This is a genomic window from Gimesia maris (genome assembly GCF_008298035.1).
Classification (GTDB): domain Bacteria; phylum Planctomycetota; class Planctomycetia; order Planctomycetales; family Planctomycetaceae; genus Gimesia; species Gimesia maris.
This window is the reverse complement of the sequence record NZ_CP042910.1, coordinates 2,418,548-2,444,922: the sequence shown is the minus strand read 5'-3', so window position 1 is coordinate 2,444,922 and position 26,375 is coordinate 2,418,548. Positions and strand designations below refer to the sequence as shown.

Annotated in this window: 17 protein-coding genes; 7 read left to right on the top strand and 10 right to left on the bottom strand. The window is 50.3% G+C overall.

Translation table 11 applies throughout. From position 1 onward, the window contains the following. Window positions 1–24: 24 nt before the first annotated feature. Window positions 25–5,367, bottom strand: coding sequence for a CheR family methyltransferase (locus GmarT_RS09200; RefSeq protein WP_002649114.1), 5,343 nt, complete (start codon window positions 5,365–5,367; stop codon window positions 25–27). Between the two features lie 320 nt (window positions 5,368–5,687). Further along, the gene (locus tag GmarT_RS09195) at window positions 5,688–6,725 is read right to left on the bottom strand and encodes a sodium:calcium antiporter (protein ID WP_002649115.1); all 1,038 of its coding nucleotides are present in this window, start codon (window positions 6,723–6,725) and stop codon (window positions 5,688–5,690) included. Window positions 6,726–7,449: 724 nt separating this feature from the next. On the opposite strand from GmarT_RS09195, the gene GmarT_RS09190 reads away from it, so the two are divergent. After that, entirely contained in the window at window positions 7,450–7,839 is a 390-nt protein-coding gene (locus GmarT_RS09190; RefSeq protein ID WP_002649116.1) for a hypothetical protein, read from the top strand. Window positions 7,840–7,876: 37 nt separating this feature from the next. Here the strand turns inward: GmarT_RS09190 and GmarT_RS09185 are convergent, their stop codons facing one another. The 8 genes from GmarT_RS09185 to ppsA form a co-directional block, all read right to left on the bottom strand. After that, on the bottom strand, window positions 7,877–8,830 hold the full coding sequence (locus GmarT_RS09185) for an IS110 family RNA-guided transposase (protein WP_002643830.1): 954 nt from the start codon (window positions 8,828–8,830) through the stop codon (window positions 7,877–7,879). A 244-nt stretch (window positions 8,831–9,074) separates the two neighbouring features. Next, on the bottom strand, window positions 9,075–11,549 hold the full coding sequence (locus tag GmarT_RS09180; RefSeq protein WP_002644681.1) for a DUF1588 domain-containing protein: 2,475 nt from the start codon (window positions 11,547–11,549) through the stop codon (window positions 9,075–9,077). After that, window positions 11,546–12,865, bottom strand: coding sequence for a DUF1552 domain-containing protein (locus tag GmarT_RS09175; RefSeq protein WP_002644682.1), 1,320 nt, complete (start codon window positions 12,863–12,865; stop codon window positions 11,546–11,548). Before GmarT_RS09175 ends, GmarT_RS09180 begins: the two co-directional genes overlap by 4 nt. Window positions 12,866–13,420: 555 nt before the next feature. Beyond that, on the bottom strand, window positions 13,421–15,172 hold the full coding sequence (locus tag GmarT_RS09170) for a hypothetical protein (protein ID WP_002644684.1): 1,752 nt from the start codon (window positions 15,170–15,172) through the stop codon (window positions 13,421–13,423). Between the two features lie 489 nt (window positions 15,173–15,661). Then, window positions 15,662–18,361: a bifunctional acetate--CoA ligase family protein/GNAT family N-acetyltransferase gene (locus GmarT_RS09165; protein ID WP_002644686.1), complete on the bottom strand. Its 2,700-nt coding sequence runs from the start codon at window positions 18,359–18,361 to the stop codon at window positions 15,662–15,664. A gap of 51 nt (window positions 18,362–18,412) precedes the next feature. Beyond that, entirely contained in the window at window positions 18,413–19,345 is a 933-nt protein-coding gene (locus GmarT_RS09160; protein ID WP_002644687.1) for a histone deacetylase family protein, read from the bottom strand. Window positions 19,346–19,577: 232 nt separating this feature from the next. Continuing rightward, a complete protein-coding gene (locus tag GmarT_RS09155; RefSeq protein ID WP_233468681.1) occupies window positions 19,578–20,057 on the bottom strand; it encodes a hemerythrin domain-containing protein in 480 nt (159 codons plus the stop codon). Between the two features lie 34 nt (window positions 20,058–20,091). Then, the gene (gene ppsA, locus GmarT_RS09150; RefSeq protein ID WP_198139394.1) at window positions 20,092–22,527 is read right to left on the bottom strand and encodes a phosphoenolpyruvate synthase; all 2,436 of its coding nucleotides are present in this window, start codon (window positions 22,525–22,527) and stop codon (window positions 20,092–20,094) included. Window positions 22,528–22,881: 354 nt separating this feature from the next. Between ppsA and atpD the strand changes: the two genes are divergently transcribed. Genes atpD through GmarT_RS09120 form a run of 6 tightly spaced genes read left to right on the top strand, consistent with a single transcriptional unit; the run spans window position 22,882 to window position 26,365 of the window. After that, window positions 22,882–24,297, top strand: coding sequence for a F0F1 ATP synthase subunit beta (atpD, locus tag GmarT_RS09145; protein WP_002644691.1), 1,416 nt, complete (start codon window positions 22,882–22,884; stop codon window positions 24,295–24,297). Then, a complete protein-coding gene (locus GmarT_RS09140) occupies window positions 24,294–24,689 on the top strand; it encodes a F0F1 ATP synthase subunit epsilon (protein ID WP_002644692.1) in 396 nt (131 codons plus the stop codon). The genes atpD and GmarT_RS09140 overlap by 4 nt, the downstream gene beginning before the upstream one ends. Next, the gene (locus GmarT_RS09135) at window positions 24,679–25,044 is read left to right on the top strand and encodes an AtpZ/AtpI family protein (RefSeq protein ID WP_197994443.1); all 366 of its coding nucleotides are present in this window, start codon (window positions 24,679–24,681) and stop codon (window positions 25,042–25,044) included. Before GmarT_RS09140 ends, GmarT_RS09135 begins: the two co-directional genes overlap by 11 nt. Further along, window positions 25,041–25,358, top strand: a complete 318-nt coding sequence (locus tag GmarT_RS09130) for an ATP synthase subunit I (RefSeq protein ID WP_002644694.1) — start codon at window positions 25,041–25,043, stop codon at window positions 25,356–25,358. Before GmarT_RS09135 ends, GmarT_RS09130 begins: the two co-directional genes overlap by 4 nt. Next, entirely contained in the window at window positions 25,359–26,075 is a 717-nt protein-coding gene (locus GmarT_RS09125) for a F0F1 ATP synthase subunit A (RefSeq protein ID WP_002644695.1), read from the top strand. Between the two features lie 11 nt (window positions 26,076–26,086). Continuing rightward, window positions 26,087–26,365 carry a F0F1 ATP synthase subunit C gene (locus tag GmarT_RS09120; RefSeq protein WP_002644696.1) on the top strand — a complete coding sequence of 93 codons (279 nt, stop codon included), beginning with the start codon at window positions 26,087–26,089 and terminating at the stop codon, window positions 26,363–26,365. Window positions 26,366–26,375 lie beyond the last annotated feature (10 nt).

Here is a 26,375-nt window from a genome sequence, read left to right as displayed (position 1 = left end):
TCCTGGATCATAAAGAAGATCCTGTTACAGATCTCTGCCCTGACTTGTGTAACGCGATATCATCTCCAGCAGTTCATTGGAGTCGATTGGCTTGCTCAGATAGTCATCGCACCCCAGTTCCAGACACCGGTTCATATCCCCCTGCATCGCATCGGCGGTCAGTGCGATGATCGCCCGGCGAAAACCGATTTCGCGCAGCCGGGCCGCTGTCTGGTAGCCATCCATTCGCGGCATTTGCATATCAAGCAAAATTAAATCAACAGTCAAGCCGTTCTGTAACTGGTTCTCGATCAGTTCCACTGCCTGGATTCCGTCTTCCGCGAATTCGGTCTCGATGCCTGCCCGCTGCAGTAACAGATGCGTCAGATGGCGGACATCCCGTTGATCATCCACAATCAGCACACGGCATTGAAGCTGATACTCCCGTACGGTTGTAATAGCTTTTATGGGTACCACTTCCAGATTGGGGCTCGTTATTTTAACGTTTTCTCTCACCGGTAGATTTATCGTGCAACTGAAGGTACTCCCTTCTCCCGGCTTACTGGAAACAGAAATGTTACCATTCAGCATTCCTGCCAGGCGTTGACTGATTGCCAGCCCCAGGCCTGTACCTCCGTAATTGCGGGTAACGGACGCATCACCCTGCGAAAATGACTGGAATAAGCGAGACTGTTGTTTTGGCGTAATACCAATCCCGGTATCAATCACATCAAATTTTAAGACAGCATCCGCTTTCTCTCTGAGGAAATTAATCACCACTTTCACACTGCCCGTCTCTGTAAATTTGATCGCATTACTGATCAGGTTCAACAGGATCTGACGTAATCGTTTGGGATCAGTTTCAATTCGCTCCGGGAGATCACTGATAAACTCAATACCAAATTCCAGGTTCTTTTCCTCAGCACGGACACGCATCATGGATTGTAAATCTGCAAGCATTTCATTCAGCGAAAATGATTCCTGACTGATCTCCAGCTTACCGGCTTCAATTTTAGATAAGTCCAGAATATCATTTATAATTTCCAGCAGAAAGTTTCCATTACGTTTGATATTCTGGAGATACTCTGCCTTCTCCTGCTCCTGTTCCATACCAATCAATAGATCGGTATATCCCAGAACGGCTGTCATCGGCGTACGGATTTCATGACTCATATTCGCTAAAAAAGCACTCTTGGCAACATTGGCCTGTTTCGCCTGCTTCTCACTTCTACGAAGCGCTTCTTCTCCTTCCCGCTCCTGAGTGAAATCCCAGTTCAACCCAAAGATCTGTGTCACGTTGCCTTGGGGATCACGAACGATTTCTCCGACACCGGCTAACCAGCGGATTTCTCCATCGGGGCGCACAATCCGAAATATCTGATCATATTCTTTCTCCCCCTGAACGGCCTCATCCCATGCTTTAATCAAACCGGGAAGATCCTCCTTGTAGACACAGGAAAATAATGTTTCTGGTGAAGCTGATGTCGTATTCGGAATTCCCAGCAGTTCATACAATTCATTGGACCAGAAACTGGCGTGAGGTTGCCATTCCCAGGCTGCCATTCCCGCTGCTTTCAATGCCATGAACAGTCGTTTTTCGTTTGCCTCAACTTCCTGCTGCAGATGTTTCTGCCGGGTGATATCAAGGTTCATCCCCACCCAGCGCAACACAGTCCCTTCCGAATTGATCTGGGGCACCGCCCGTACCGAGGTCCAGCACCACTCCCCTTCTCTGTTGCATAAGCGGTACTCACAATCAAGGGGAGTCACAGATTCGAATGCTGTCTGCCAGTTCCGCAGTGTCTGCTCACGATCATCGGGATGGATCCCATCTATCCAGCCTTTGTCTTTCCACTCCTCATAAGTCTGACCGGTAAATTCACGCCAGGTGGGAGAATCCTCTACCGTCCGGGCATCAGGAGTCATCGTCCAGACCATATGCGCAGAAGCTTCAACCAGTGCCTTGGATCGACCTTCACTGTCCCGGAGCGCCTCTTCCTGCTGTTTGCGTAAGCTGATGTCTCTCAAACACAGAGTAAAAAATGGATGCCCGTCTTCCAGATGCGTGACACTGATGGCCAGTTCGACTGGAAAGTGGCTGCCATCCTGATGCATTACCGGTAATTCGATGTGTCGCCCGATCAAATCGGATTCACCAGTTTTCAGAAACTGTTCCAGAGCGGTATGGTAACGCTCATGATACTCTTCCAGAAGTAACAGATCACACAGTGTCTTACCGATGACCTCTTGCGCAGTGTATCCAAAAGTCCGTTCCGCTGCCGGGTTGAAATCAACAATATTCCCGGCGGCATCGGTGGTGATGATACAATCGATGGCCGAAGACAATATGGCATTTTTTCGTGCGACCTCCTCGTACAACTGATCCTGGATCCGACAGCGACTGAGAAACGAACCAATTTCGTAACCGATGGAAGAAAACATATTCGCCAGGAGGGGATCACGTTTTAAGTGTTCCCTGGTATAAAATTCCATAATCCCCTGACATTGCCTGTCAAATATAATCGGAATCGCAATACCACTGACCAGCCCACTCTTGCTGGCGGCTTCAGAGCGGTTATACCAGACCAGGGTTTGAATATCCTCGCACCACTCGGTCTGCATGTTCTGCCAGGTTGTCCCCGGCAGTCCTTCTCCACAAGCAAACTGGATGGATGTATTACTCTTCAGGAATTCACGGTTTTTGGTGACGTTGGTTGCCACACTGGTTTCCAGAACAAGCCTCTCATACGATTTGTCAGGGAGCCAGAGCAGTCCCACACTCGCCTGCAGACATTTGCGAATGGTCTGCAGAATGGTCTGATCAATTTCTTTTAATGAATTCGCTTCAGCCAGAAGTTGGGTGATGGCATGTTCGGTTTCCAGTCGAATCTCCGCCAGCTTGAACTCTGTCACATCCAGAAAAGTCAGGATCATGCCATCAAATTCACCATCACTTTCGTAAGGCAAGATGCGTCGTAAAAGCCAGGTTCCATTTTTCAATTGCATCTCATCTTCGAACTGGCCGTTTTGCTTTCTGGTATTTTCAAGCGATGGGATCTTCGGCATTCGCTTTACATTGTGAGTGATATCCGAAAGCGGACGCCCCACATCAGTCGCATTCAGATTGTAAATTGTTTTTGCAGAAGTCGTGAAACTTTTGATCAGCATCTGCCGATCCAGATAGATCGTCGCGATTTTCGTCCCGTTCAGCAGGTTTTCCAGATCAGACTGGGCACGAGTCAACGCTTCCATACTGGCCTGAATTTCCTCTTTGGACGTTTCCAGTTCTTCATTGGCGGACTGCAACTCTTCATTGATGGATAGCAGTTCTTCATTTGAAGATTTCAGTTCCTCATTAGAACCCTCAAGTTCCTGAACACTGTTTTCCAGTTCTGTTCGAGTCCGTTCCAGTTCTGATTCCAGTTGCTCAATTACCGAGTCGCTCTCTGCAGCATTGGCATTCGTCCTATCTGAAAACGATGTGTGGTGCACGATCGGTCCCTGATCTTCAAAAATCACCAGGAATAATTCGGTATCCTGGCTGATTTCGGGCAGTGGATGAACTGCCAGTCGCGCGCGTCGCAGATCACTTGCTGTTTTGTAGGAGAGATCATTGACTTCCACCTTCTCCCTTGTTCTGCAGGCTTCCGTTAAGGCAGTCCGTAAGCCGTTCCGCAGACCGGTGCGTGTCATTTTAATGAGATTATTATGAAAGCTTCCATCCGGGAATTCCAGAAACTGTTCGATCCCCGCTGATGTTGTCAGAATATGTGATTCCTCACTGACTACTGCATACCGGGGAGCATACTCTGCCAGGAGAATCCGTTGGGCAATACCGGGAATATCTGTCGTCTGCACTTCCAGACTCTCATGACCTGTTTGATAATTGCGGGAGCGATTCGAAGTGTACCGCAATGCGGAGGTTTGAATGGGAACTGATTTACGCTGTGAAATACAATGTTTCTTATCCAGGGGACGAAACATGTCCGTATGCATCATCATATTTTCAGAGGGCCCCAGCAGTAGCAGGCCATTCTGTTTCAAGGCAAAGTGAAATACGGGCACGATACGCTGCTGTAATGACGCATCCAGATAGATCAGCAGGTTGCGGCAGGAGATCAGATCCAGTTGAGAAAAAGGAGGGTCACTTATGAGATTATGAGTCGAAAAAACACACAACTCCCGGATCTCTTTGACCACACGGTAATGCTTCCCTTTTTTGATAAAAAAACGTTCCAGCCGCTCCTGCGATACATGTTCTTCAATGGAAAGTGGATAAACGGCTTCCCGCCCGATCGCCAGTGCCCGTTCATCGATGTCAGTCGCAAAAACATGCATTTCCACATCAATCTTTGCCTGTTCCCGGGCTTCGTACAACAGCATGGCCAGTGAATAGGCTTCTTCTCCACTGGCACAACCAGGAACCCAGATGCGGATCGATTGATCCCGCTCCCGATTTTCAAACAGGCTTGGAATATAGCTCTCTGCCAGAATCGCGAAGGTCTTCGGATCACGAAAAAAGGCGGTCACGCTGATCAACAACTCGCGAAACAAAGCCTGACTTTCATCCCGATTCGCAGACAGGTGTGACAGATATTGATTCACATCATTGAATCGTAAGACCTGCATGCGGCGGATAATCCGTCGTATTAAAGTCCCCGTTTTATAATGCCGGAAATCGTGATTGGTTGCTTCCAGTAACTGATCACAGATACGTGGCAGATGGTTTTCTACCTCGTTCAATAAGTCCTGCTCATCAATTTTCCGCTGAGTTCTGCGATTCAGAAATATCAGGTAGGCATCGAGTTCCGCAGGCATCTGAGCTGGCTGCAGTACATAGTCGATGTTCTCGGAATGAATTGCGCTGGCAGGCATGTCATCGTACTCTGAAGATTCCGGATCCTGAACCATGGTCATTCCGCCGGCTTCCCGGATCGCGTTCAGACCGTACGTACCATCACTACCCATTCCCGACAGAATAATCCCCACGGCATTCGAGCCTGCAATTTCCGCCAGGGAACGAAATGAGGGATTGATCACCGGAGTCCCCTGCCCCTCCTGCATGACCGCACTTGCAGAAAAACAAGGCGCATCGTCAAACTGAACGCTGCAGTGTGGGGGGGCTATATAGACGTGATTCTTTTTAACCTGAGTATTCTGATCAATGTCTGAGACAGGCAGAGGACAGATCTGCTCCATCGTTTTCAGTAATGTCTCTGCGCCTTCAGGCAGCATATGCTGAATGACAACGATCGCATAGCCGGGCCTGGCTTTAATGGTCGAAAAGAAATTCTTAACGGCATTCAGTCCACCAGCAGAAGCGCCGATTGCGACAACGATTAATGTGGAAGAGTTTTGAATGTGTTTTTCTTCCGCAGATTTTGGCATACATGGTCCGCCTCATTTAGCAGTCACTTCACACATCATTCAGCTATCCATAAACGTCAGTTTTTGACTGTGATCAGAGTACCTGAAGATCCTGCAGATATTTTCAATTAAGTCACTGAGGAAGGCCACCAGAGTAAAGCCGGAAATGCTCTTTAGAACTTCATCTCCGCCTACTTTACATCTGTATTACCAAATTTTCAAGGAATTCCCTGCTCACCTCCAGGGATTTCAAAGTCGATTTACACATCTGAATTACAATACTCCCCAAACAATACAGCAGGTCTCATCTGTGACAGTCTGACGTACTGAAACAATTACATTCAGTTCATATACGACAGCAGTATGAAGCCACACAGATACAAAACCAGCATCAATACGCTTTCAAAGCCGATATTGGCAGGACCATGCTTCTGTCTGTAAATTAAACCGGAAAGCAGAATCACATTCAGTAACAGCGTAATTGAAATCAGAAAGATTTCGCGCATTCCCACACCGGACGCATGATACAGAGAACCACTCAGGAAGAAAAAATCAGCCGCAGCAATAAACAGTACATCAAAGAAGTTCCCACCAACGACATCGCTGACAGCCAGTGTAAGTGCTCCCCGTTTTACAGCCGCCAGACAGGTTACCAACTCCGGTAAAGATGTCGCGCCTGCCATCAGAAAGCCTCCAATCAGCGATGCGGAAATCGCCGTCTTCTCCTGAATATTAGCAGCGGTCTCTGCAACCAGACTCCCACTGATGAGAGTCAGCAGACCTGAAATGACCAGACCGCTCCAGAGCAACCAGAGTCGCTCATGCTGTGATCCTTTGGCTGGTTTGTCTGCCACGGTTTCGGCTGTATCTTGGGGATGCCACATCGGTTGCTCCTTCACACGATAAGTCAGCCAGAACGCCAAAGCGGCTCCTCCCAACAATAACAGAGTGGCTGGATGAACTGGTCCCACCACAACATTGGGACTGCTTAACCCTGAAAGCACAATCGAAATCAGTAGAATCAACATAATTGTCTGCATCATCGTCGTCGCTGAAGCAGCAGCATGTTCGAGATTGGCTTTGCGATACATCAGATCGGCCAGTGCCAGGACCATCGTCTGAAAGGCGATTCCTCCCATCGCATTACTCAATGCCAGTACCGCATTTCCCTGCAAAGCAGCTGTGACGGAAGCAGCCAGTCCCGGTAGCGCGGTAATCAGTCCCAGCATAATGGTACCGGTCACTGCTTCTCCCAGGCCGGTCCGATCTGCCAGTCGATCTGCGTATTCAGCCAGCTTCACCCCAGAGATTCCAATCACGATCGCCGCAACAATAAATACGGATATATCTCCCCAGAGTGGCAGATCCAGTTGATACATGGTTTGGCAGTCTTTTTTCTTTGATATTGTTCACAGATTATTAGCTATGAGATCAGGAAGTTCATTTACTTCAATTATTTGAACAACTGTAAGAATAAAAGGCAGCTGGCAAACCAGAGTGAGCGCTGAGCAATCAACGGGATGTTTCCTCTTTTATTTACTCGTTTATGTTCGCGTTCCAGTCAAAATACTCAGTGTCTGAACAGCAGATCCCTGTGAACCCAGAGAGCAGTTTCTATCCGACTGCAGTAACCCGACACTACATGCTGTAAATAATGGTCTGTCCTCATTCTCTCAAGTTGATACACAGTACTCTCCCTGCAAATCCCATACGATTAGTAACACTGCGAGAAACTTTCCTCTTGATTCGGGTTTCCATCGAAAAAACCACTGAGTTTATAGGGAAGCAGTCGACAGACAATTTCGATTCATCGTGTTCTCATATTTCTCCTGAGCACGACTTAAAACAGAGGAAATTTGTTCTCCGGCATTGCAGTTGCTTTAAATCGTTTTGCATCTCCATTTTTTCAGTAACCAGGAGAGTTCATACTCGATTGAATCCTCTAAGGGATAAAAGGAGTGAAATCGACTGGGAGCAGTCTGCGCACAGCTGATCAAGTATGGCAAGACCCGCGCTGGTTTGCTGTGCTTGACAGTTATTATGCTGAGACAATGAACATGGGATGGACCATCGACATAACCTTCAACCAACAGGAACACACTCATGACACGTGAACCGATGATTGACCATGGGCAAACTCTCACTGGCCCAGCCGGCAAGGTGATCGGCTTTCTTGATGGTAAAGAGAAGTTTGAATCATTTGCGGATACATTACTGGCTACCGGCTATCCAGAGACGTCTGTGACTTTGCTTTATGGAGAAGACGGAATTCACATCCTGGAACGAATGCAGGAACATCGCTTCTTCTTCTCAGATTCTGAAGACAGCATCATCCAAACCGGTATCCGAGAGCTGAAGCTGGGACATTGTGCCGTGTCCGTGGAAGTCGCCGACCGTCAGCATGCCGTGGACATCGCAAAACTGGCAAAACCTCACGGGGGACACGGTTTCATATACTTCGGAACCTGGGTCAACGAGCGAATCCCGACCTGATGAATTTTAAAGGGGTCAGCGACTGTCTTGGATTATGTCAAGAAGCAAGAAGATTTTGATCCCACGTCTGATTGTTTTTCATCATGGAATTCAGGATGGTGATAAACTTTCTCATGCAGGCTGTGATGGCCAGCTTCTTCGGTTTACCTCTTTCCAATAAGGACAAGTAAAATGCTTTGATGCGACTGTTCCAGCGCGTGGCTACTAAGGTCGCCATATAAAGGATCCGCCGTATCTGGCTTCTGCCGGCATATGTTCTGCGCTGCCCTTTGAATTTGCCACTGTCCCGAACGAGAGGAGCCAGGCCGACGAGCTTGGCGATCTGCTGCCGATTCAGTTGCCCGAGTTCAGGCAGCCCGGCAATCAGGTTAGCGGTTGTTGCCGGGCCGACACCTTTCGCAGAGAGCAGAATTTCGGACTTCTGTTTCATGGTCTGGTCGGCTTCAATGACCTTCAGCATTTCATTGTCCAGTTTTTTAAGCTGTTTCTGATAGAGTTGGATCGCCCGTTGAATGAAGGCCCGAATTTGCCGATCCTCAATTTGCTGCTGACGATTGGATTCCTGGGTAATCATACTTTGAACCTGTTCTCGACGAGTTGCCAGCAACTTGAGTTTCTCCCTGTTTCGATCGATTTTTCCCATCGTCCTCGGTTGCATCATCTGTCCAAAAGAGGCGATGATCCTGGCGTCGATGGCATCGTTTTTCTCAAGCTTCCCACAGGCTCTGGCAAAGTCACGAATCAGCTTCGGATTCACCACGGCACATGCAATTCCCTGGCTCTGTAAATATTTGACCAGTTTCTTTTCGTAGCCACCCGTGGCTTCCATGACGACGGTTGCGTTGAGCTTGATGATCTGCCGGGCAAGCAGCTTGAGGGAATCCTGCTGATAAGCGATCTTCTGCTGCTGGCCATTAATCGTATGGAAGAGATCGAGTGAATCTTTAGAAACATCAATGCCAACCACAGAAATTGAAGAGGAGTCTTTCATCGTGTGTCCCATCCTAGTAAAATACGAGCTCACCTGAGTGGCTCTAGCGACTGTTCGGGTTGAAAACGATGCGGCTCTGCGATCCAACTGACCCACGGTGTCTATCAGCACCCAGGACTCGACGATCTACAAAGTCGCAGCTCATCCCTGATGGCCATCAGGGATGAGCTCTTATCAATATAACCAGCCACATCAATTCTGTAAGCCTGGTCCAATGCCGCTCGTACCCGAGATACTAGGTCTCTTATTTATTGAGTCCTGACCCCTTTTTTTCTGAAACCGTGCGGTAGAGAAACGCATCCGAGGTGAGCAGCGATACCAGCAGTGCATTCATGCTGCCGCCGTTCTCTTTGTAAGCGCGATACGCTGCCTGAAGAACCGGGGCATCATTGAGGGTTTCGTTGCGGCCCATCCAGAAACGAAACGCGTGGCGGACGAAGACCTGTTCGGACCGCTCGCTGGCTGCAAGCTTTTCTATCAGCTCAATCGCGTTGGCAACTTTACCATCCAGGGCAGCATCACCGGAATCAATGATCTCGCCCGTTGTGTCAACCGGCCTCTCAAGTTCCAACTCGCGATATAGGCCGGCATGGTTAAACATTTCAAACGGCAGCCCCAGTGGATCCATTTTCTTGTGACAGGTCCAGCAATATTCCTGCCTGGTGACCCGCATCCGTTCCCGGAGCGTATTTTGTGGTTCATCCGGCAGCATGGCATCCACGGTGATGGGAACATCGGGAATGCCGCCGCCCAGTAAGCGTTCGTGAATCCATCTGCCGCGGCGGATCGCATGATTATCCATGGCGTCGGAGTGGGAGACCAGCCAGCTGGGATGAGTCAGAATCCCCAGGCGTTGTTCTTCAGGTACAGTGGCGAGAAGCCGTTCCGGTTCCATCGATCCGGTACCGAAGCTGCGCCGACTGACACGTGCATAGACCTCCGTCCCAGACAGTTCCGCCGGGGTGACGCTGTGATTCACTCTGTTCTGATTTCTCCTCTTACGCTTCGGCGGCTCTTTCCCGGATTTGGCTGCCTCTTTTCGAGCCAGTTCCTCTGCGGCCTTTCGGGCTGCAATCTCTTCTGCCCGGGAACGCCGCTTACCAAAATAGATTTTGTCCGCATCAGTGGCCACAACCCGATCCGTGGTTAGCAATTGCTTTAATACATCCCGATCTTCTTTGAGGATCAGTTCGATCAGTCGATCCGTACTCGCTGTCGCATCGAACATCGCCCGGTAATGCGCCTGTCCTCGATTGCTCACCCCCGTTTGTGCCAATGCCCGGGCGTCTTTGCAGATGTAACCGGCCAGGTCATAGTCAAAGTAATCACGGAAGAAACGCAGAATACGAGGCTTCCTGATTCTGTCGTCGGCCAGCATCCGTTCCACTTCCCGTTTTACATCGGCCTTCGTCCGCATACGTCCTTCAACAATCGCTGCCCGTAATTCTTCATCCGGTTTGATGTAGCGCAACGCGTGATTGACTGCCAGCCCCAGTTCCCAGTCCTGCAGCATGACACGTCCGTATTGATCTGGTTGACCGGCTTTGGCAAGTTCCGGTCTGAAGAGTGCGTCACGCTCGAGAAAAATAGACGACAAACCAAGGACGACGCCGTCTTCCTTACCAAGTTTCTCGATGGACTGTTTCACAATCGCAGTGTAGTCGTCTGACTCCTTTTTACTCGGAGGACGGAATGTCAGCATTTCAAACAGGTAATCAACGGCAGCCTGCAAACCTTCATCGGTAACACCTTCCTGCCGCATGAGATCATAGACCGGTGTCAGGGGGCGCGCGACCTTCGTACTGTAAACAATACTTGTGGGTAAACCGCGAATATCGCCTTTCATCTTGTCCGCGATGGACCGGGGATTATCCGTAATCTGATAAGGCTTGGCGATGCTCAAAGGACCATAAGCCATATAGCGCAGAATGTCCTCAGAAATCCCCAGGATCTGTGTCGCCTCCGCACTGTTGACAGAATAGAAGTCAGGATAGTTTTCCAGACCATGAGTTCGGGCCGATGAGAGCACAGCGGGAACACTCTTGACAGCCGTCGCATAAGCCACAGTCCCCCCCTGCCATTTGATAATTCGATCTGTACCAAAGTAGAGCTTAAGTTCGCCGCCGTGATTCGTGGGAACCACATCTCCATGAGTTCGCAAACCAGGCTTAGCTGGATCGTACTCCGGCTCTTTATTGATCAATTCATTCAGGCGCGTAATGTGTTCCTGAGGCGTCAATCGCCACAGGCGTGCCGGCGAAGATGCAGGAGTGAGTTTGATTTCCTCTGGCAGTGGGCCGAACAGCAGGCTGTGGTCGACATAGTTCCCTTTATTCGGATCGAGATGATCATGAAAACCACCCTTGTCGCGCATCACGCGTGTCAGTTCACCGACAATCAGGTCTGAGAACTGCAGCCGTTCCACTACTTTGGGCTGAGTCATCTCCTTGGGAGGCATCTCTTTCAGGGTGACCTGTGCCCACACGCTTCTCCAGGTCGCGGCATTGACTTCGTCGACAGGTCCCAGGTCATGGAGCGAGAGATTGCCCTCAGATTCTGTTTCCCCATGACAGTCCACACAATGCCTGTTCAAAAACGATTGAGTAAAGGCCTCAAAGTCTTGGGAAACCTTTTGACCGGGAGTGTAAGTCTCACCAGAAGCGTCTGTAAGCAGACTGCACAGTAGCGCGAGAACCAGAACCAGTCGGCACCCGGTCATACCAGCAGTTCCTGAATCGGGCCGGTAGTGGTATCGAACTTCCTGGCCAGTTTCTCATTCATATTGAAGTGATCACAGGGAACCCCCGCGGTGTGCAGTAGCGTCGCGTAGAGTGAGTTGATGGGGCGTTTACCGTCCAGTTGTGTAAAGCAACCTGTCTTGAATGAGCCGTCAAAATTACCCAGTAGCATAACCGGCCAGTTGGCACCACTGGTATGCTGCTTGTCCGCATTGTTACTGGTGTAAACAATCAGCGTGTGGTCCATCATCGTACTACTTCCTTCTGGAACGCTTTCCAGTGCTTCGATGATCTTCACCAGCATGCGGCTGTTATACTGACGGATCTTAATCCAGATGGGATTGCCAGGCTGCGCCATGTGCCCCAGATTGTGCCCCTGTTGTTCGATGCCCAGTCCCTTCCATGCTCCGAAGATTTCGCCGCGGCCCGAACCAATGGTCAGCGTATTGGTGATACCTGATGTGAGCGACGAGATTCCCAGGTCGAGCAAAGCATCATGCCAGTCTGTTTCATACTCGGGACTGGTATATCGCGAATCCACTTTGGGAGCAAATTTCCGCAGGTGATCTGCAACCGAATCCAGGCGATCACGCAGTCCATTGACATCTTTGAATCCATTCACAAATTGACCGTAACGCTGCTGGTCTGCAGTCGGAAGCGATCGGCCCTTCGAAGCGGCCAACTTTTCAATCTGATTGAGTAAATTGAATCGGGCTTCATGCTGGAGTCGAATATCACCGGTGGAGATACCGCCATACAACATCTGGTAAAGATGATTCGGATTGGAATGCATAAAAATCGGCTGACCGGCACCACTGGCAGAAAGCGTTGCGATGGTAGGCTTGGTCTTCATGTTCTCGATGGAATCCATGCCAATACACAAGTGAGGCAGAAGTGTCTGAGGCAAGACTTTGCTCAATTCATAATCGATCGTCGCTGCACTGGGAGGCACTCCGTCACTGCCGCGATAGCCCCCCAGAGCGCCAAAGAAGGCACTGTGCGACGGGCTGGTGTGGATGCCATGCAGACCATTGATAATGTGCAGGCGTTCCTTGTAAGGTTCCAGCGGACTGATGGGCTCAGGGAGTTTGACTTTTGCCAGCGAGCCACTGCGCTTCATCCCTTCCGGAATGCAGGTGGCTGGATCGAAGCCCTGGTTCTGCATGAAGAACACGATCCGCTTCGGAGTCTCCTTACGGGCCGACGATGCCAGGAGCTGTTCGGGAAGAAAGGGAAGTCCCAGTGCAGCACCTGCACCAGCCGCCATACCTTGAATCATTTTTCTACGGGTCAGCATGATTAATCTTTCAGAAAACGAGGCAGCCATTTAACTGTGATCGAAGTTTTAATCAGGATTGGCCTGTTGGTTCAGACACCCCGATGAGTTAACACCCCGATCCAGATCATCTGGCAGTGGCAGGCATCTCTGATGCTTGAACAATGGAGGCACTATGTTCAAGCAGGAAGACTTAATGAAACACTGGATTTAACAAGATCATTTTAACCGGTTTCAGCGTTGATGCAACCTGTAAATCAGGGCAGAATCGCTCCCACGGGAGAGTTTCATCATTCCATTGTACTGCACCTGGAGATCACTATTTGAGCCCCTGAGAACGTTTTCAGCCAGCACAAGGCCACACAGGCCAGTAACCCCGAACTCCAAATGAAGCAGGAACGGTCTTGAAATCACTTCTGAAGCTGCAGTTGCATTCGGATCAGATTCACACTGGTCATTCGGACAGAAATGTAATCTTCCAGATCAACGGTTTGAGTCTGTTACCGACCAACCTTCTGAACTGTCGTGAATAGATCAGGTTTCGTTTTGCCCCCCTGAATGCGCTCAAGCTCTGAATCAATTCTCGGGGACCTTCGACGGGAGCTCTTCTGTCCCCAGTTGATAAATCACAAAATTTCCCCCGACATAGAGCTGATTCCAAAACACCTCAGAGCCGTAATACTCTTTGAGATATTCTCTGAGCATGGAATCCATTTCAGGGTGTGAGATGAAGAAAATCTGTCTTGATCCCAGCAGTTCGTCCAACGGTGATTCAATCTGGAACGCTTTCATTTTTTTCTGAAACAAAGGCGAACCCTGGCGTCCGTTAAGAAACAGATATTTGAAGTCTTTGAATACCGATTGATTATCCAGGGGTAGAAATCGATCTATGGGAAATGTCCAGATCGCCACGAACACTTTATCCGGCAATTTCTCCTTCAGCAGTTGCACGTCCTGTTTCAGCCGGGTGTTCTGCTTTACGATCCGGTCTGACCAGGAAACGTATCCCAGCAGCATAGCAGAGCTGAGTAGAATTAGAATCACCATACCAGTTTTGAGCAGGAGTGGCCCGCGAAAGATACGACCGGTCGCCGCCAGCCCTTCTTTACCGGTAACATTCATCAGCAGCGTAAAATAAAAGCAGAGAGCGATAAGGCAGGAAAAGACCCGATCGGGTAATTTCTTGTAGACCACCAGGTAAGCCATAATCAGAACACACCAGAGGACAGTCCATTTGATACTCTTTCTCTGCCAGCTTCCTTTCTGTCCCAGGAATGTAAAAAGCAGCGTGGCGAAGAGACTGAAATAAGTGACCGGACGAGTGAGCGCGTGCCGGACTGCCTGCATCCGGGAGGCGGTCACCTCAGGCATTTGACTCAAAGGTAAAGTAGCGACTTGCTGTTGGAACCGCTGCATTCGATCAAGGCTGAATTTTTCCTGATCCAGATAGACCCACTCACGAAACGCGCGGTAATCAGTCCTGCTCCAGTTCACATCAGCAAAGACCTCCTGGGTCTGCTCATTATAGGGGATTTCGATATCATTAATCAGGGGAGCCAACGCGGCGTGGTAAGTTAGAAATTCTCTCCATTCTTCATCCTGTTGATAGTATTGCGCGTCATAATAATGCCCCCCCAGAACACCAAAGACAGCCAGGGCAGCCGGCAGGAGATAGACCTTGATCTTCAAACTGCTGAAATACTGATAGAACAATAGCAGAAGCATTGGCAGAGAAGTCAGGACCAGCATCTGCAGTGACTGAAAACGAACCAGGCTGGCGAAGATCAGACAGCAGGCTCCCCCCCATTTAAGCCAGGGCCGATGCCTTTCCCTGCAATCCAGCATCAGGCTGACCATGATCAGCGACAGGCCCGCCAGGCCGATCAGAAATGCTGTTGAAGTAAACTGAACGTGCACCAGAAAGTAGACTCCTACCCCCACATAAAACATCAGGTAGCTGAACAGTATCAGGCGATTTCGCTTCAACAGGAGCATTGAATATAATAAAAGCCAGTGAGCCACGAACTGGGCCAGCAGCAGGTAGCCACCATACCAGGGAATGAGTGGAGCCAGCATGTAGAGGTGCTTCAGTAACAATCCGATCAGCACGTTCGTGTAAAGCAGGTGCTCATCAGGGCCGACGACTGTCCCATAGCCGGAGGCCACCAGCCCCATGACCGGATCGTCATTTGTGTCGTATACCGGCGTCAAGATCAGGAACGTCAATCCGAACAGGCAGAGCACAATTCCCGCTGCCCAGAGTGCTGGCGATTTTTCAAGCCGGTCGGCGAGTCCGGCGGACTCGGGTTGATGTTGTGCTTCCGACATGATGTTCCTGAATGCTCTCAGAAATAAGATACCCGGGTTTGTTAACAATCTGCTGCACGTGTAAACGCAAAAGATATACCAGAACCTGCAGAGTACCGATTTTTGCAAATATGCAGATTATTCGAGTCCTGACTTCACTCCCAGGTGAACTGCATTTTCATTCTGCGCAGACTGATCGTGTAAGAAATTCTTGCATTGTGCCGCGGTTATTGCCGTGAATTCATCCGCCATCCCCGCTCTCAAAACAGTACCATCAAGACTTTCAAGAGCGCATAGCGGTCAAAGATCGGTCCTGGCACCAACCTGACAGGAAAACAGCCATCTGTCTGACTGATGCACATAAGCCGAAACATTTTGTATCGATACTTTAATTCTGTTCATGTGACTTTATATGAGAGATCAATACACAGACAGATACTTCGTAAGAGCTGGTATATCTTTTGGGTGAGAGGATTGATTGACTCACCGGTAGTTCCTGCCCGGAGCCGCTCAGAAAGAACTGGTATCCAGATTTTTCATCAGCAGGATGGTATCCGTAGAATGCGTATTCTCTTTTGAAAAGCCACGCTTTCGAAACAGTTCCAGCATGCGACGGTTATCCGGAGCCGTTTCGGCCACGATCCGTTTTACCCCCCAGGTCCGGCATACCTCCAGGCAGAAATCCGTCAACATGGATCCCAGCCCCTGTCCCTGCCAGCGATCTCCCACAAGCACGGCATACTCGGCTTCCTGATGATCCGCATCAGCCACCATGCGTCCCACGCCAATCAGCTCTCCTGTTGGATCATCGACTCGCTCTGCGACGATCGCAATTTCACGGTCATAGTCAATAAAACAGAAACGGGTTGCCATATCATGTGTTGTACCTTGAAAAGTAAACCGGAACCGTGCCCGAATGGATTCGGGTGAACAGCCCCGTAGCAGTTCATGCCATTTATCCTCGTCTTCGGGTTGAATCGGTCGCAAGCGCACGAGGGTACCATCCTTCAGCGTCACTGATTTTGTAAACTCGTCCGGATAAGGTCGTATTGCCAGCTGAGAATAAGGACGGGACGACTTTTCCCTCTGTGTTCGATCAACAACAATCCGAGCATCAAGGGCAACGGAATTCCTGGGTGTCACCATGAGAGGATTGATATCCAGTTCCACAATTTGCGGAAAATCGGCAACAAAGTAGGACAGCCGGATCAACACTTCGATCAGTTGATCCAGGTTCACAGGAGGGCGCCCTCGATAGCCGTTCAATAAAGGCCAGGAACGCAGCGATTCCAGCGCATGCCGCGCCAGCCGTTCATTCAGAGGAGGCAGTTCCAGTGCACGGTCCTGGTACAATTCGGCAGAGGTTCCCCCTGCTCCGACCAGCAGCACCATCCCAAATACCGGATCGCGTTTGACCCCCAGAATCAGTTCATGCCCTTCCGGCTCGGAAACCATTCGCTGAACCGTCACTCCCTCTACATCCGCATCTGGTCGCGATTCTTTCACACGTTGCATGATGCGTGCATAAGCTTCACTGATTTCACGATCATCGAACAAATCCAGTTCGACGCCTCCCACATCTGTTTTGTGAGTAATCTGTTCGGAATAGACTTTGAGCACAACCGGCCGCCCCATCTGTTGAGATAACTGCACAGCTTCTTCCGCGCTGCGAGCTACAACTGTTCGATTGACCGGGATCCCATAGGCTTCCAGGAGTGTTTTTGAAGTACACTCGGAGAGGATATCGCGTCCTTCCAGCAACGCGGCGTCAGCCAGTTCCCTCAGGTGCGGTCGATCCAGCAAATAGTGGAGCGGCATCGCGCGCGGAGTTTCATACAGAAACTCACGATTCCGGGCATAGGTCACCAGATACATAAATGCCCGCACGGCCTGCTCTGGAGTATTGTAGGTGGGTATGCCGGCAGCAGTCAGACGTGTTATTCCTTCAAGAACTTTTCCTCCTCCCATCCAGGAAGTGAGAATCGGTTTCGATGTCAGCTTCGCCGCTTTGATGACCGCATCAGCAGCTCCGGTAGGATCGGTCATTGCCTGGGGAGACAGGACTACCAGTACCCCATCCACCTGAGAATCAACGAGGATAATTTCAAGCGCCTTGCCAAATCGTTCCGGCAGTGCATCCCCCAGAATATCCAGCGGATTTCCATGCGACCAGGCTGGCGGTAACACACGATTCAGCTGCTCAATGGTCTCTTCCGAAAGCGATGCCAGGACTCCTTTTCGTTCCAGCAGCGCATCGGTGCACATGACCCCGGGACCTCCTGCATTGGTGAGAATCGCCAGTCGTTCCCCCCGCGGAGGCCTGTGTCGCGCCAGTAATTCAGCGCAGTCAAACAGGTCATCCAGTTCAAAAACGCGTACGATCCCTGCGCGAGCGAATGCTGCTTCATAAACAGCGTCAACGCCTGCCATCGCTCCTGTATGAGATGACGCCGCCTTGGCAGATTCCTGAAAACGCCCTGCTTTGTAGGCAATTATCGGTTTATGTTTAGTAAATGCCCGCGCCGCCGACATGAATTGTCGTGCTTCGGTGATCGACTCCACGTACAGGATGATTGACTTCGTTTGCGGATCCAGGGCAAAGTAGTCGATCAAATCAGCAATGCCGACATCCAGCATATTCCCCACAGAGACAAAATGAGAAAAACCAACCTTTTCCTGCAACGCCCAATCCAATACAGCAGTGCACAGTGCGCCAGACTGCGAGATAAAGGCAATATTTCCAGTGAGGGGCATGTCCGTGGCAAAACTCGCATTCAGATTGACATAGGGAGCCATGATTCCCAGGCAGTTCGGGCCAATAATTCGCATTCCGGAAAACTGCCTGGCAATACTCAGAACCTGCAGTTCCCGCTCTTTCCCTGCGGCTCCTGTTTCACGAAAACCAGCTGACAGAATCACGATTCCCCGAATTCCCGCTGTCCCACACTGCTGGATCACATCGGGTATCGTTTGTGCCGGAGTGCAAATCACAGCCAGATCGACGGGTTCAGGCAGGTCCAGAACAGATTGATAACAGGGATGCTCGCCTAACCGGGCATGCCGGGGATTCACGGGATAGACTTCGCCGGAAAATCCACCTGACACCAGATTCTGAAATACTGTCTGTCCGACGCTCAGTGGACGTTGACTGGCTCCCACCACGGCAACCCGACGGGGACGAAATATCTTATCAAGGTTCCGAATCGGCATAAGAAACTGTCTCTGCTGTTTGTGATCCGTCTGAACTGCGCTTGTCAATATTCAGGCAGATGCCATTTCCAGTAAATGATGTTCAATACATTCTGCAAGAGCGCCGGGATTATATCCCCCTTCCAGCACACTTACGACACGTCCATTGGCATGCGTTTTTGCGATTTCAAGGACAACCCGGGTGAGCCTGGCATAATCTTCACTTTCCAGTCCCAGTGATCCGATCGGGTCGTCTTTATGAGCATCGAAGCCAGCACTGATCAGCACGAGTTGCGGTCTGATGCGTGCGGCCATTTGTTCAACAGCCGCTGTGAACAGCTCGCAATAGTGTTCCCGCGATGTACCCGACTCAACCGGAACGTTCATGGTTGTCCCCAGCCCTTTCCCGGCACCTGTTTCTGCAGCAGTTCCCGTATTTTGATAAAACGAAGAACGATGAATTGACAGAAATCCAACCTGTCCATCTTCCCAGAATATTTCCTGCGTACCATCTCCATGATGTACGTCCCAGTCTACAATCAGCACCCGCTCCAGTCCCAGTTCCTTGATCGCCAGACGCGCACCGACGGCTACATTATTGAACACACAAAAACCCAGCGCCGATTCGGGCGCAGCATGATGTCCGGGAGGACGCACCAGACAGAAGGCCCGCTCTGCTTTGTCTTGAACAATCTGCTCCACCGCATCGCAGACAGCACCGACCGCCTTTCGCGCCACTCCATATGACTCGCGGCAGACGACCGTATCTTCTGAAATATGCCCTCCCCCCTGTTCGCAGAACTCTTTCACGAAACGAATGTACTGTTGCGAATGCACGCGTTCCAGTACGGTATCTGTAACTTCATTCCATGACCGCTGACGACAATGTGCATGCATGGCAATCTGGCTGGCGCGTCTCATTGCGGGAAGAATACGAGTGGCATTTTCCGGAAGATCCCCGGTATCATGTTTCAGGAAAACAGGGTCAGAATAAAGCAGGATCATAAACATTTTTTTCCGTGTTATATGGCAATCATCATCAAGTCGTGGCACGTTGAAGCAGAGTGGGCGGTAAACTGCTCATAATGGTTTTCCGTGACGAAATGAAATGAGCATACAACATCGACCAGCGAGAAGATACGCTCTTTGTACTTCTGAAAGAAAGTACGTTGATCGCGGTGCCAATGATATCCCGGAAAAAATGCGGTCGGCAACAGTTTAGCCTGCAGCAGTTTTCTCACGATGAATGGTCGGAAGAAGATTTTTCGTACGCTTCGCGTACATGCTGGATTTCCTCGTTTTCACTAATGCGCAGTTCATCCAGCAATCCCTGCAGTTCCGTCAAGGCTTCATTCCAGTTCTGAAAGGGAGGCTCTGACTGCTTCAAACGTGTACTGAAATCGCCGATCTGCGTCAGGAATTTTTTATGTTTTTCTCGAAAATCCGGAACCATAATACAAAATCCGGGTGACTCATCCATAACCGGTTTAAAATACCCCTCCTGCTCCTCATCATGGAAATGCTTCGAGAGCAGATCCCGTAAACCTTCCATGCGGGTTCCCATTTCTCCGTATTTTGGTAAGCCTCGTTCATCCAGTTCTCTCCACCAGTGATTCAGTTCCTTAATATGCTCCAGAATCTGTTCATGACCGTCCAGAAGATACTGTAAATGTTCGTGTGAATTTTTTTTCGTTTCCCCCACACGATCAGGTTTCATTCGATCTCGATGATTCATAGCATTTGGTCACTTTCTATGTTTCTATTCCAGCAACAGATTTACTAGATGCCAGGTCAGCCTCTACTTCCGCGATACGTGTTACCGTTTTGACAACGGCATCTGGATTCAGTGAGATACTGTCAATTCCCTGCTTCACCAGAAATTCCGCGATTTCCGGGTAGTCACTGGGAGCCTGTCCACAAATCCCGATCTTTTTCCCCGCTGCTTTCACGCGTTGGATGGCAGTTGCCAGCGACTCCATCACCGCCGGATCACGTTCATCAAAGATTGACGCAACGACTTCAGAATCGCGATCCACGCCGAGTGTCAACTGGGTCAGATCATTGGAACCGATCGAAAACCCATCGAAGATTTCTGCAAACGCCTCAGCCTGAATGACATTACTGGGAATTTCGCACATGATATAAATTTCCAGACCGTCTTTCCCCCTCTGTAAACCATGGCGTGCCATTTCTTCGAGTACTTTTCTTCCTTCTGTCACGGTACGACAGAAGGGAATCATCAGTTTCATATTCGTCAGGCCCATCGTCTCACGCACTTTGCGCATCGCCTGACACTCGAGTCCGAATGCGTCCCGGTAGCGGGGATGATAATAACGCGATGCCCCTCGGAAACCGATCATCGGATTTTCTTCGTCAGGCTCAAATTGCGCCCCCCCGACCAGGTTGGCATATTCATTGGTTTTGAAATCGCTCATTCGCACGATCACTTCGCGCGGGTAAAAGGCAGCAGCGATCATACCGACCCCCTGCGCCAGTGTGTCCACAAAAAATGCCGGTTTATCTGTGTAGCCAGGGGTCAGTCGATCGATTTCCGACTTTAAAATCGGATCTTTTAACTGGTTGTATTCCAGCAATGCCATCGGATGGATTCGAATGAATGAGTTGATGATGAATTCCATCCGCGCGAGCCCCACGCCATCGCTGGGAAGCAGGGAAAGCCGAAATGCTTCGTTCGGATTCCCTACGATCATTTTCACGCTGGTTCTGGTTTCAGGTAAGCGATCCAGGTTGACTTCCTGAATTTCGTAATCCAGTTGCCCGTCATACACATAACCGGTATCGCCTTCCGCACAGCAGACAGTCACCTGTTGACCTGATAGAATCGCAGTGGTAGCCGTTTCTGCGCCCACGATCGCCGGTACCCCCAGTTCCCGACTGATAATGGCTGCATGGCAGGTCCGCCCTCCGCGATTGGTAATGATCGCGGAGGCAATTTTCATCACCGGTTCCCAGTCTGGATCGGTTCGGTCTGTGACCAGCACATCACCTGGTTGCACTTCATTCAGGTTTTTCGCACTCTCGATGACCCGCGCGATGCCATGACCGATGCGTTCTCCCACACTGTGCCCCGAAACCAGCACGCGGCCCCGTTTTTTCAGATGATATGTCTCGAGAGTCTGTGACCGTGGGTTCCCATGAATGGTTTCCGGTCGTGCCTGCACGATAAACAGTTCTCCGGTGTTCCCATCCTTGGCCCATTCGATGTCCATCGGACAGTAGCGTCCCTGCACCGACGAGTAATGTTCTTCAATCCGGGTCGCCCAGCGGCTGAGTGTGAGTATCTCTTCCTCGGTAATGGCAAACCGTTTCCTGTCGACCGGATCAACGGGAACGTTACGCGTCATCTTGCCGCCTCCCGCATCGTAGATCAGTTTGAACTCTTTGGAACCCAGTGTTTTTTTCAAAATCGGTTGGAAGCCCTGCTTCAATGTCGGTTTGAAAACATAAAATTCATCCGGATTCACACTGCCCTGGACAATGTTTTCCCCCAGTCCATAAGCCGCGTTGATCAGAACGGCATCTTTAAATCCGGTTTCTGTATCAATGGAAAACATCACTCCAGAAGCCGCCAGGTCCGAACGCACCATGCGTTGAATCCCAATGGAAAGCGCAATGTCGAAATGATCGAACCCCTTCTCGGTTCGGTAGGAAATGGCCCGATCTGTAAACAGCGAAGCAAAGCAGCGACGACAGGTTTCCAGCAATGTAGCTGGCCCACGTACATTCAGGTACGATTCCTGTTGTCCGGCGAAACTGGCATCCGGCAGATCTTCAGCGGTTGCACTGCTGCGAACAGCAACATCAATACCGCCGGGCAACGCTTCACTCAATTTGTCATACGCCTGCAATATCTCCCTCTGTAACGAAGTCGGCATCTCAGCAGAAAGTATCGCATGTCTGACCTCCAGGCCGTGCTGCTGAAGATTATAAATATCAGTCGTGTCCAGATCCTGCAGGATCTCTCGGATCTGCTGATCCAGACCCGTTTCTTTTAAAAAACAGCGATATGCAGTTGCCGTCGTGGCAAAACCATTGGGAACGCTTATCCCCTCTGAATTTAACTGACAGTACATTTCTCCCAGTGAAGCGTTTTTACCTCCCACCGAAGGTACGTCAGCAATACCGATTTCATCAAACCACAAAACCAGCGGCTCCTGTAACGCCATACTGCCACTCCCTGTCATTGCATTCCGTTTGAAAACAGAATTGATATTGATCGAATCTGCGAATACATTTCTGAGCATGAGTCAATCAGACCCCGGTCTCAGCTTCTGCTAAGGTACTTTACCAGAAGCCAGCGGAATCCCATACGGGTAGATCCCGGTTCAGGGGTAGGGGAAACCACCAGACTGAACGCAACGCTGCGATAATTAGTTAAAAGAGATCCGTTTCATTTTCCACACTCTTGAGTTCTCTCGCAAAATCAATCATTGTCAGAGATAATAAAAAGAGATACGCCAGTCACCACAGAGCCGTCTTCCTGCTGGGCTTTATTGATACACTCCGGTTCGGAAGTAAGGATGCCTGATTTCATGCAGCAGTTGATCGAGACAGAAGAGCGGAATTTCGGAACGGTGCTTTCGGTACGGGGAAGCGTTGTAGATATCAGCTTCCCGCAGGATTTACCTCCCGTTCAAAGCGAACTGCATACCGGCGATCAACAGGAAATCGTCATCGAAGTCCTGACTCAGTTGAACGATCAGACAGTCCGTGGAATTGCTCTGAACTCGACGCGTGGACTTTCGCGCGGCGCCAGGGTTCTGAACACCGGGCATCCGCTGCAAGTCCCTGTCGGACCTCAACTGCTGGGAAGAATGCTGAACGTCTTCGGCCAGACAGTCGATACCGGTGCGCCGGTGGAATGCGATCACTGGCGATCCATCCATCACCAGTCTCCCGCGCTGGTAGAACGGCCTCCGCGTTCAGAAATATTCAGCACCGGCATCAAAGCCATCGACCTGCTTTCGCCCCTGGAACGGGGTGGAAAAGCAGGCCTGTTTGGTGGAGCCGGTGTCGGCAAAACCGTGCTGATTACCGAGCTCATCCATAATGTCGTCGGTGCACACAAAGGGGTCAGCCTGTTCTGTGGAATCGGAGAACGTTGTCGCGAGGCAGAAGAACTCTACCGTGAAATGCAGGACGCGGGAGTACTCGAGAATACCGTCATGGTCTTCGGCCAGATGAATGAACCGCCGGGAGCCCGCTACCGCGTGGGGCACGCAGCGCTTACCATGGCCGAATACTTTCGCGACGATCAACGACAGGATGTGCTACTGCTGATTGATAATATTTTCCGTTTTATTCAGGCGGGAACCGAAGTATCCGGACTGATGGGAGAACTTCCTTCCCGCGTAGGTTATCAACCAACGCTCGCTTCCGACCTGGCAGAACTTGAAGAGCGTATCTGCACGACCACCAGTGGCTCCATTACTTCGGTACAGGCGGTCTACGTCCCGGCAGATGACTTTACCGACCCTTCTGCCGTTCATACATTCGCGCATCTTTCCACATCAGTCGTGCTCTCCCGCAGACGCGCTTCGGAAGGACTGTACCCCGCCATTGACCTGCTGAATTCCAGTTCCAAAATGTTGATGCCCCCGATTGTAGGAGACCATCATTATCAGGTAGCACAATCGGTTCGTGAGACACTCGCAAACTACGAAGACTTAAAAGACATTATTGCCATGCTGGGTCTGGAAGAACTGTCGCGTGAAGACCGACGTATTGTCAATCGTGCCCGACGCATTGAACGGTTCCTGACGCAGCCTTTTTTCAGCACAGAACAGTTCACCGGCTATCAGGGCAAGTTTGTGTCCCTGCAGGAAACATTAGACGGCTGCGAACGTATTTTGAATGACGAGTTTTATGATGTGTCAGAGCGGGCGTTGTATATGATCGGTTCCATTGAGGAAGTAAAAAAAGGCAGTGCCATATGAACCTGAAAGTGCTGTTACCAACAGAAATTCTGATTGACCAGCCTGTCATGAAGGTGGTCGCGGAAGCAGAGAACGGTTCATTCTGTCTGCTGCCGCGGCATGTTGATTTTGTGTCCGCCCTGTTGCCTGGTATTTTGACTTTTGTGGACAAACAGAACGACGAAACCTATCTGGGCATTGGTGGAGGTATCCTCACAAAAACCGGGGCTGAAGTTCGTGTTTCCACAATTTATGCCGTCCAGGGGGAGGATCTGGGCACACTTCGCCAGAAAGTCGCTGCTCAATTTGAAGCACAGTATGAAAGAGAGCGTCTGGTTCGTTCAGCCATTGCGAAACTGGAAGCGGATATCCTCAGGCACTTCGTCAAACAGGGAGTCGGCAATGATGTCTGATAAGCAGCCTGAGCGCGAGAATGATCATCGCTTCGCTAATCACGATTTCCAGGAAGGTCCCCTGCACCTGCATGAACAAGCACAGATTGAACAGAGGATCGCCTCACAGGAAGCACGGAAACTGAAAGCACAACGTGAAAAACATCATACGATCTGGTTCGGGTTCGGGATGTTTGGACTGATTGGCTGGTCTGTCACAATCCCGGCGGTACTGGGGGCGATACTGGGGATGTGGATCGATGCACGCTGGCCGGGTCCGTATTCCTGGACTTTAATGTTGATGATTGGAGGGGTCGCTCTTGGTTGTTTGAATGCCTGGAAATGGATCCATAAAGAAGGAAATATTGAAAAATGAATGTTGAACTGCTGTTACAGCTTCTCGCGAGTCTGGTCTGTGGCCTGGTACTGGGCACACTGTTTTTTGGTGGGCTCTGGCTGACCATTCGCAATCTGCAGAAGGTCTCTCATCCTGCCTTATTATTTCTGGCTTCAGCCCTGACAAGAACCATCCTGACCATTTCCGGTTTCTGGTGCATCGGCGTCTGGCTTGATGAATCTTCACGCTGGCAACGCCTGACCGTCTGCCTGGCCGGATTCATTCTTGCCCGCATGATCTGCACACGCATAATCAGAACTGATCAACCGACTTTCTCAGGAAAATCCGCGTAAATGAATATGTCACCCGATGAACCGCTCTGGCAGTGGGAATTTCTGATTCTGAACAGAACCATTCTGTTTACCTGGCTGGTGATGGGCCTGCTGACCTGCGGCTCCTGGTTCATCACACGACGACTGAGTACCAGCGCCCATCTTTCACGGGGTCAGAATCTGCTTGAAGTACTGGTGTCAGGACTACGAAATCAGATTCAGGAAGTCAGTCAGCAGGATCCCGGTCCCTACCTCCCTTTTATTGGAACCCTGTTTTTATTCATTGTCGTCTCGAATATTCTCTCAATCGTACCCGGTTATCATGCCCCGACCAGTTCCATCTCGACAACAGCGGCTCTGGCAACCTGTGTGTTTGTAGCCGTCCCCCTTTATGGAATTGCAAGCCAGGGACTGGTGGATTATCTGAAGCAGTACATTCGCCCCTCTGTTCTGATGCTTCCGTTCAATATCATCGGCGAACTGTCGCGGACCCTGGCTCTGGCTGTGCGACTTTATGGCAACATCATGAGTGGTAGCGTTATCGGAGCCATTCTACTGGGATTCGTACCCCTGTTTGTGCCCATTCTGATGCAGGCCTTTGGACTGCTGACAGGCATCATCCAGGCTTATATCTTTTCAGTACTGGCGATGGTCTACATTGCATCAGCCACACAAGTTTCACAGGCAATAAGCGAACAGCCACAATCACCTGAAGAATATTCAAAACAGAAAAAATAAAGGAGCAGTCTATGGACTCAAACACTGTCATTGCAGCAGTTTCGATATTTACAGCGGGAATTACCATCGCCATCGGATCCATTGGCCCGGCACTTGGGGAAGGCAGAGCCCTCGCCCAGGCGTTAAGCGCTATTGCGCAGCAGCCCGATGAAGCCAGTACAATTACGCGGACCCTGTTCGTGGGGCTCGCCATGGTAGAATCGACGGCGATTTACTGTTTCGTGATTTCCATGATTCTGATCTTTGCCAATCCGTTCTGGAATCACTTTATGCAGGCAGCCACCAGGTAACCTTACTGAC

Bases quoted from the DNA above. Each gene is read 5' to 3' on its own strand.
- GmarT_RS09200 (WP_002649114.1), bottom strand. From the start codon at position 5,367: ATGCCAAAATCTGCGGAAGAAAAACACATTCAAAACTCTTCCACATTA.
- GmarT_RS09195 (WP_002649115.1), bottom strand. From the start codon at position 6,725: ATGTATCAACTGGATCTGCCACTCTGGGGAGATATATCCGTATTTATT.
- GmarT_RS09190 (WP_002649116.1), top strand. From the start codon at position 7,450: ATGACACGTGAACCGATGATTGACCATGGGCAAACTCTCACTGGCCCA.
- GmarT_RS09185 (WP_002643830.1), bottom strand. From the start codon at position 8,830: ATGAAAGACTCCTCTTCAATTTCTGTGGTTGGCATTGATGTTTCTAAA.
- GmarT_RS09180 (WP_002644681.1), bottom strand. From the start codon at position 11,549: ATGACCGGGTGCCGACTGGTTCTGGTTCTCGCGCTACTGTGCAGTCTG.
- GmarT_RS09175 (WP_002644682.1), bottom strand. From the start codon at position 12,865: ATGCTGACCCGTAGAAAAATGATTCAAGGTATGGCGGCTGGTGCAGGT.
- GmarT_RS09170 (WP_002644684.1), bottom strand. From the start codon at position 15,172: ATGTCGGAAGCACAACATCAACCCGAGTCCGCCGGACTCGCCGACCGG.
- GmarT_RS09165 (WP_002644686.1), bottom strand. From the start codon at position 18,361: ATGCCGATTCGGAACCTTGATAAGATATTTCGTCCCCGTCGGGTTGCC.
- GmarT_RS09160 (WP_002644687.1), bottom strand. From the start codon at position 19,345: ATGATCCTGCTTTATTCTGACCCTGTTTTCCTGAAACATGATACCGGG.
- GmarT_RS09155 (WP_233468681.1), bottom strand. From the start codon at position 20,057: ATGAAACCTGATCGTGTGGGGGAAACGAAAAAAAATTCACACGAACAT.
- ppsA (WP_198139394.1), bottom strand. From the start codon at position 22,527: ATGGCGTTACAGGAGCCGCTGGTTTTGTGGTTTGATGAAATCGGTATT.
- atpD (WP_002644691.1), top strand. From the start codon at position 22,882: ATGCCTGATTTCATGCAGCAGTTGATCGAGACAGAAGAGCGGAATTTC.
- GmarT_RS09140 (WP_002644692.1), top strand. From the start codon at position 24,294: ATGAACCTGAAAGTGCTGTTACCAACAGAAATTCTGATTGACCAGCCT.
- GmarT_RS09135 (WP_197994443.1), top strand. From the start codon at position 24,679: ATGATGTCTGATAAGCAGCCTGAGCGCGAGAATGATCATCGCTTCGCT.
- GmarT_RS09130 (WP_002644694.1), top strand. From the start codon at position 25,041: ATGAATGTTGAACTGCTGTTACAGCTTCTCGCGAGTCTGGTCTGTGGC.
- GmarT_RS09125 (WP_002644695.1), top strand. From the start codon at position 25,359: ATGAATATGTCACCCGATGAACCGCTCTGGCAGTGGGAATTTCTGATT.
- GmarT_RS09120 (WP_002644696.1), top strand. From the start codon at position 26,087: ATGGACTCAAACACTGTCATTGCAGCAGTTTCGATATTTACAGCGGGA.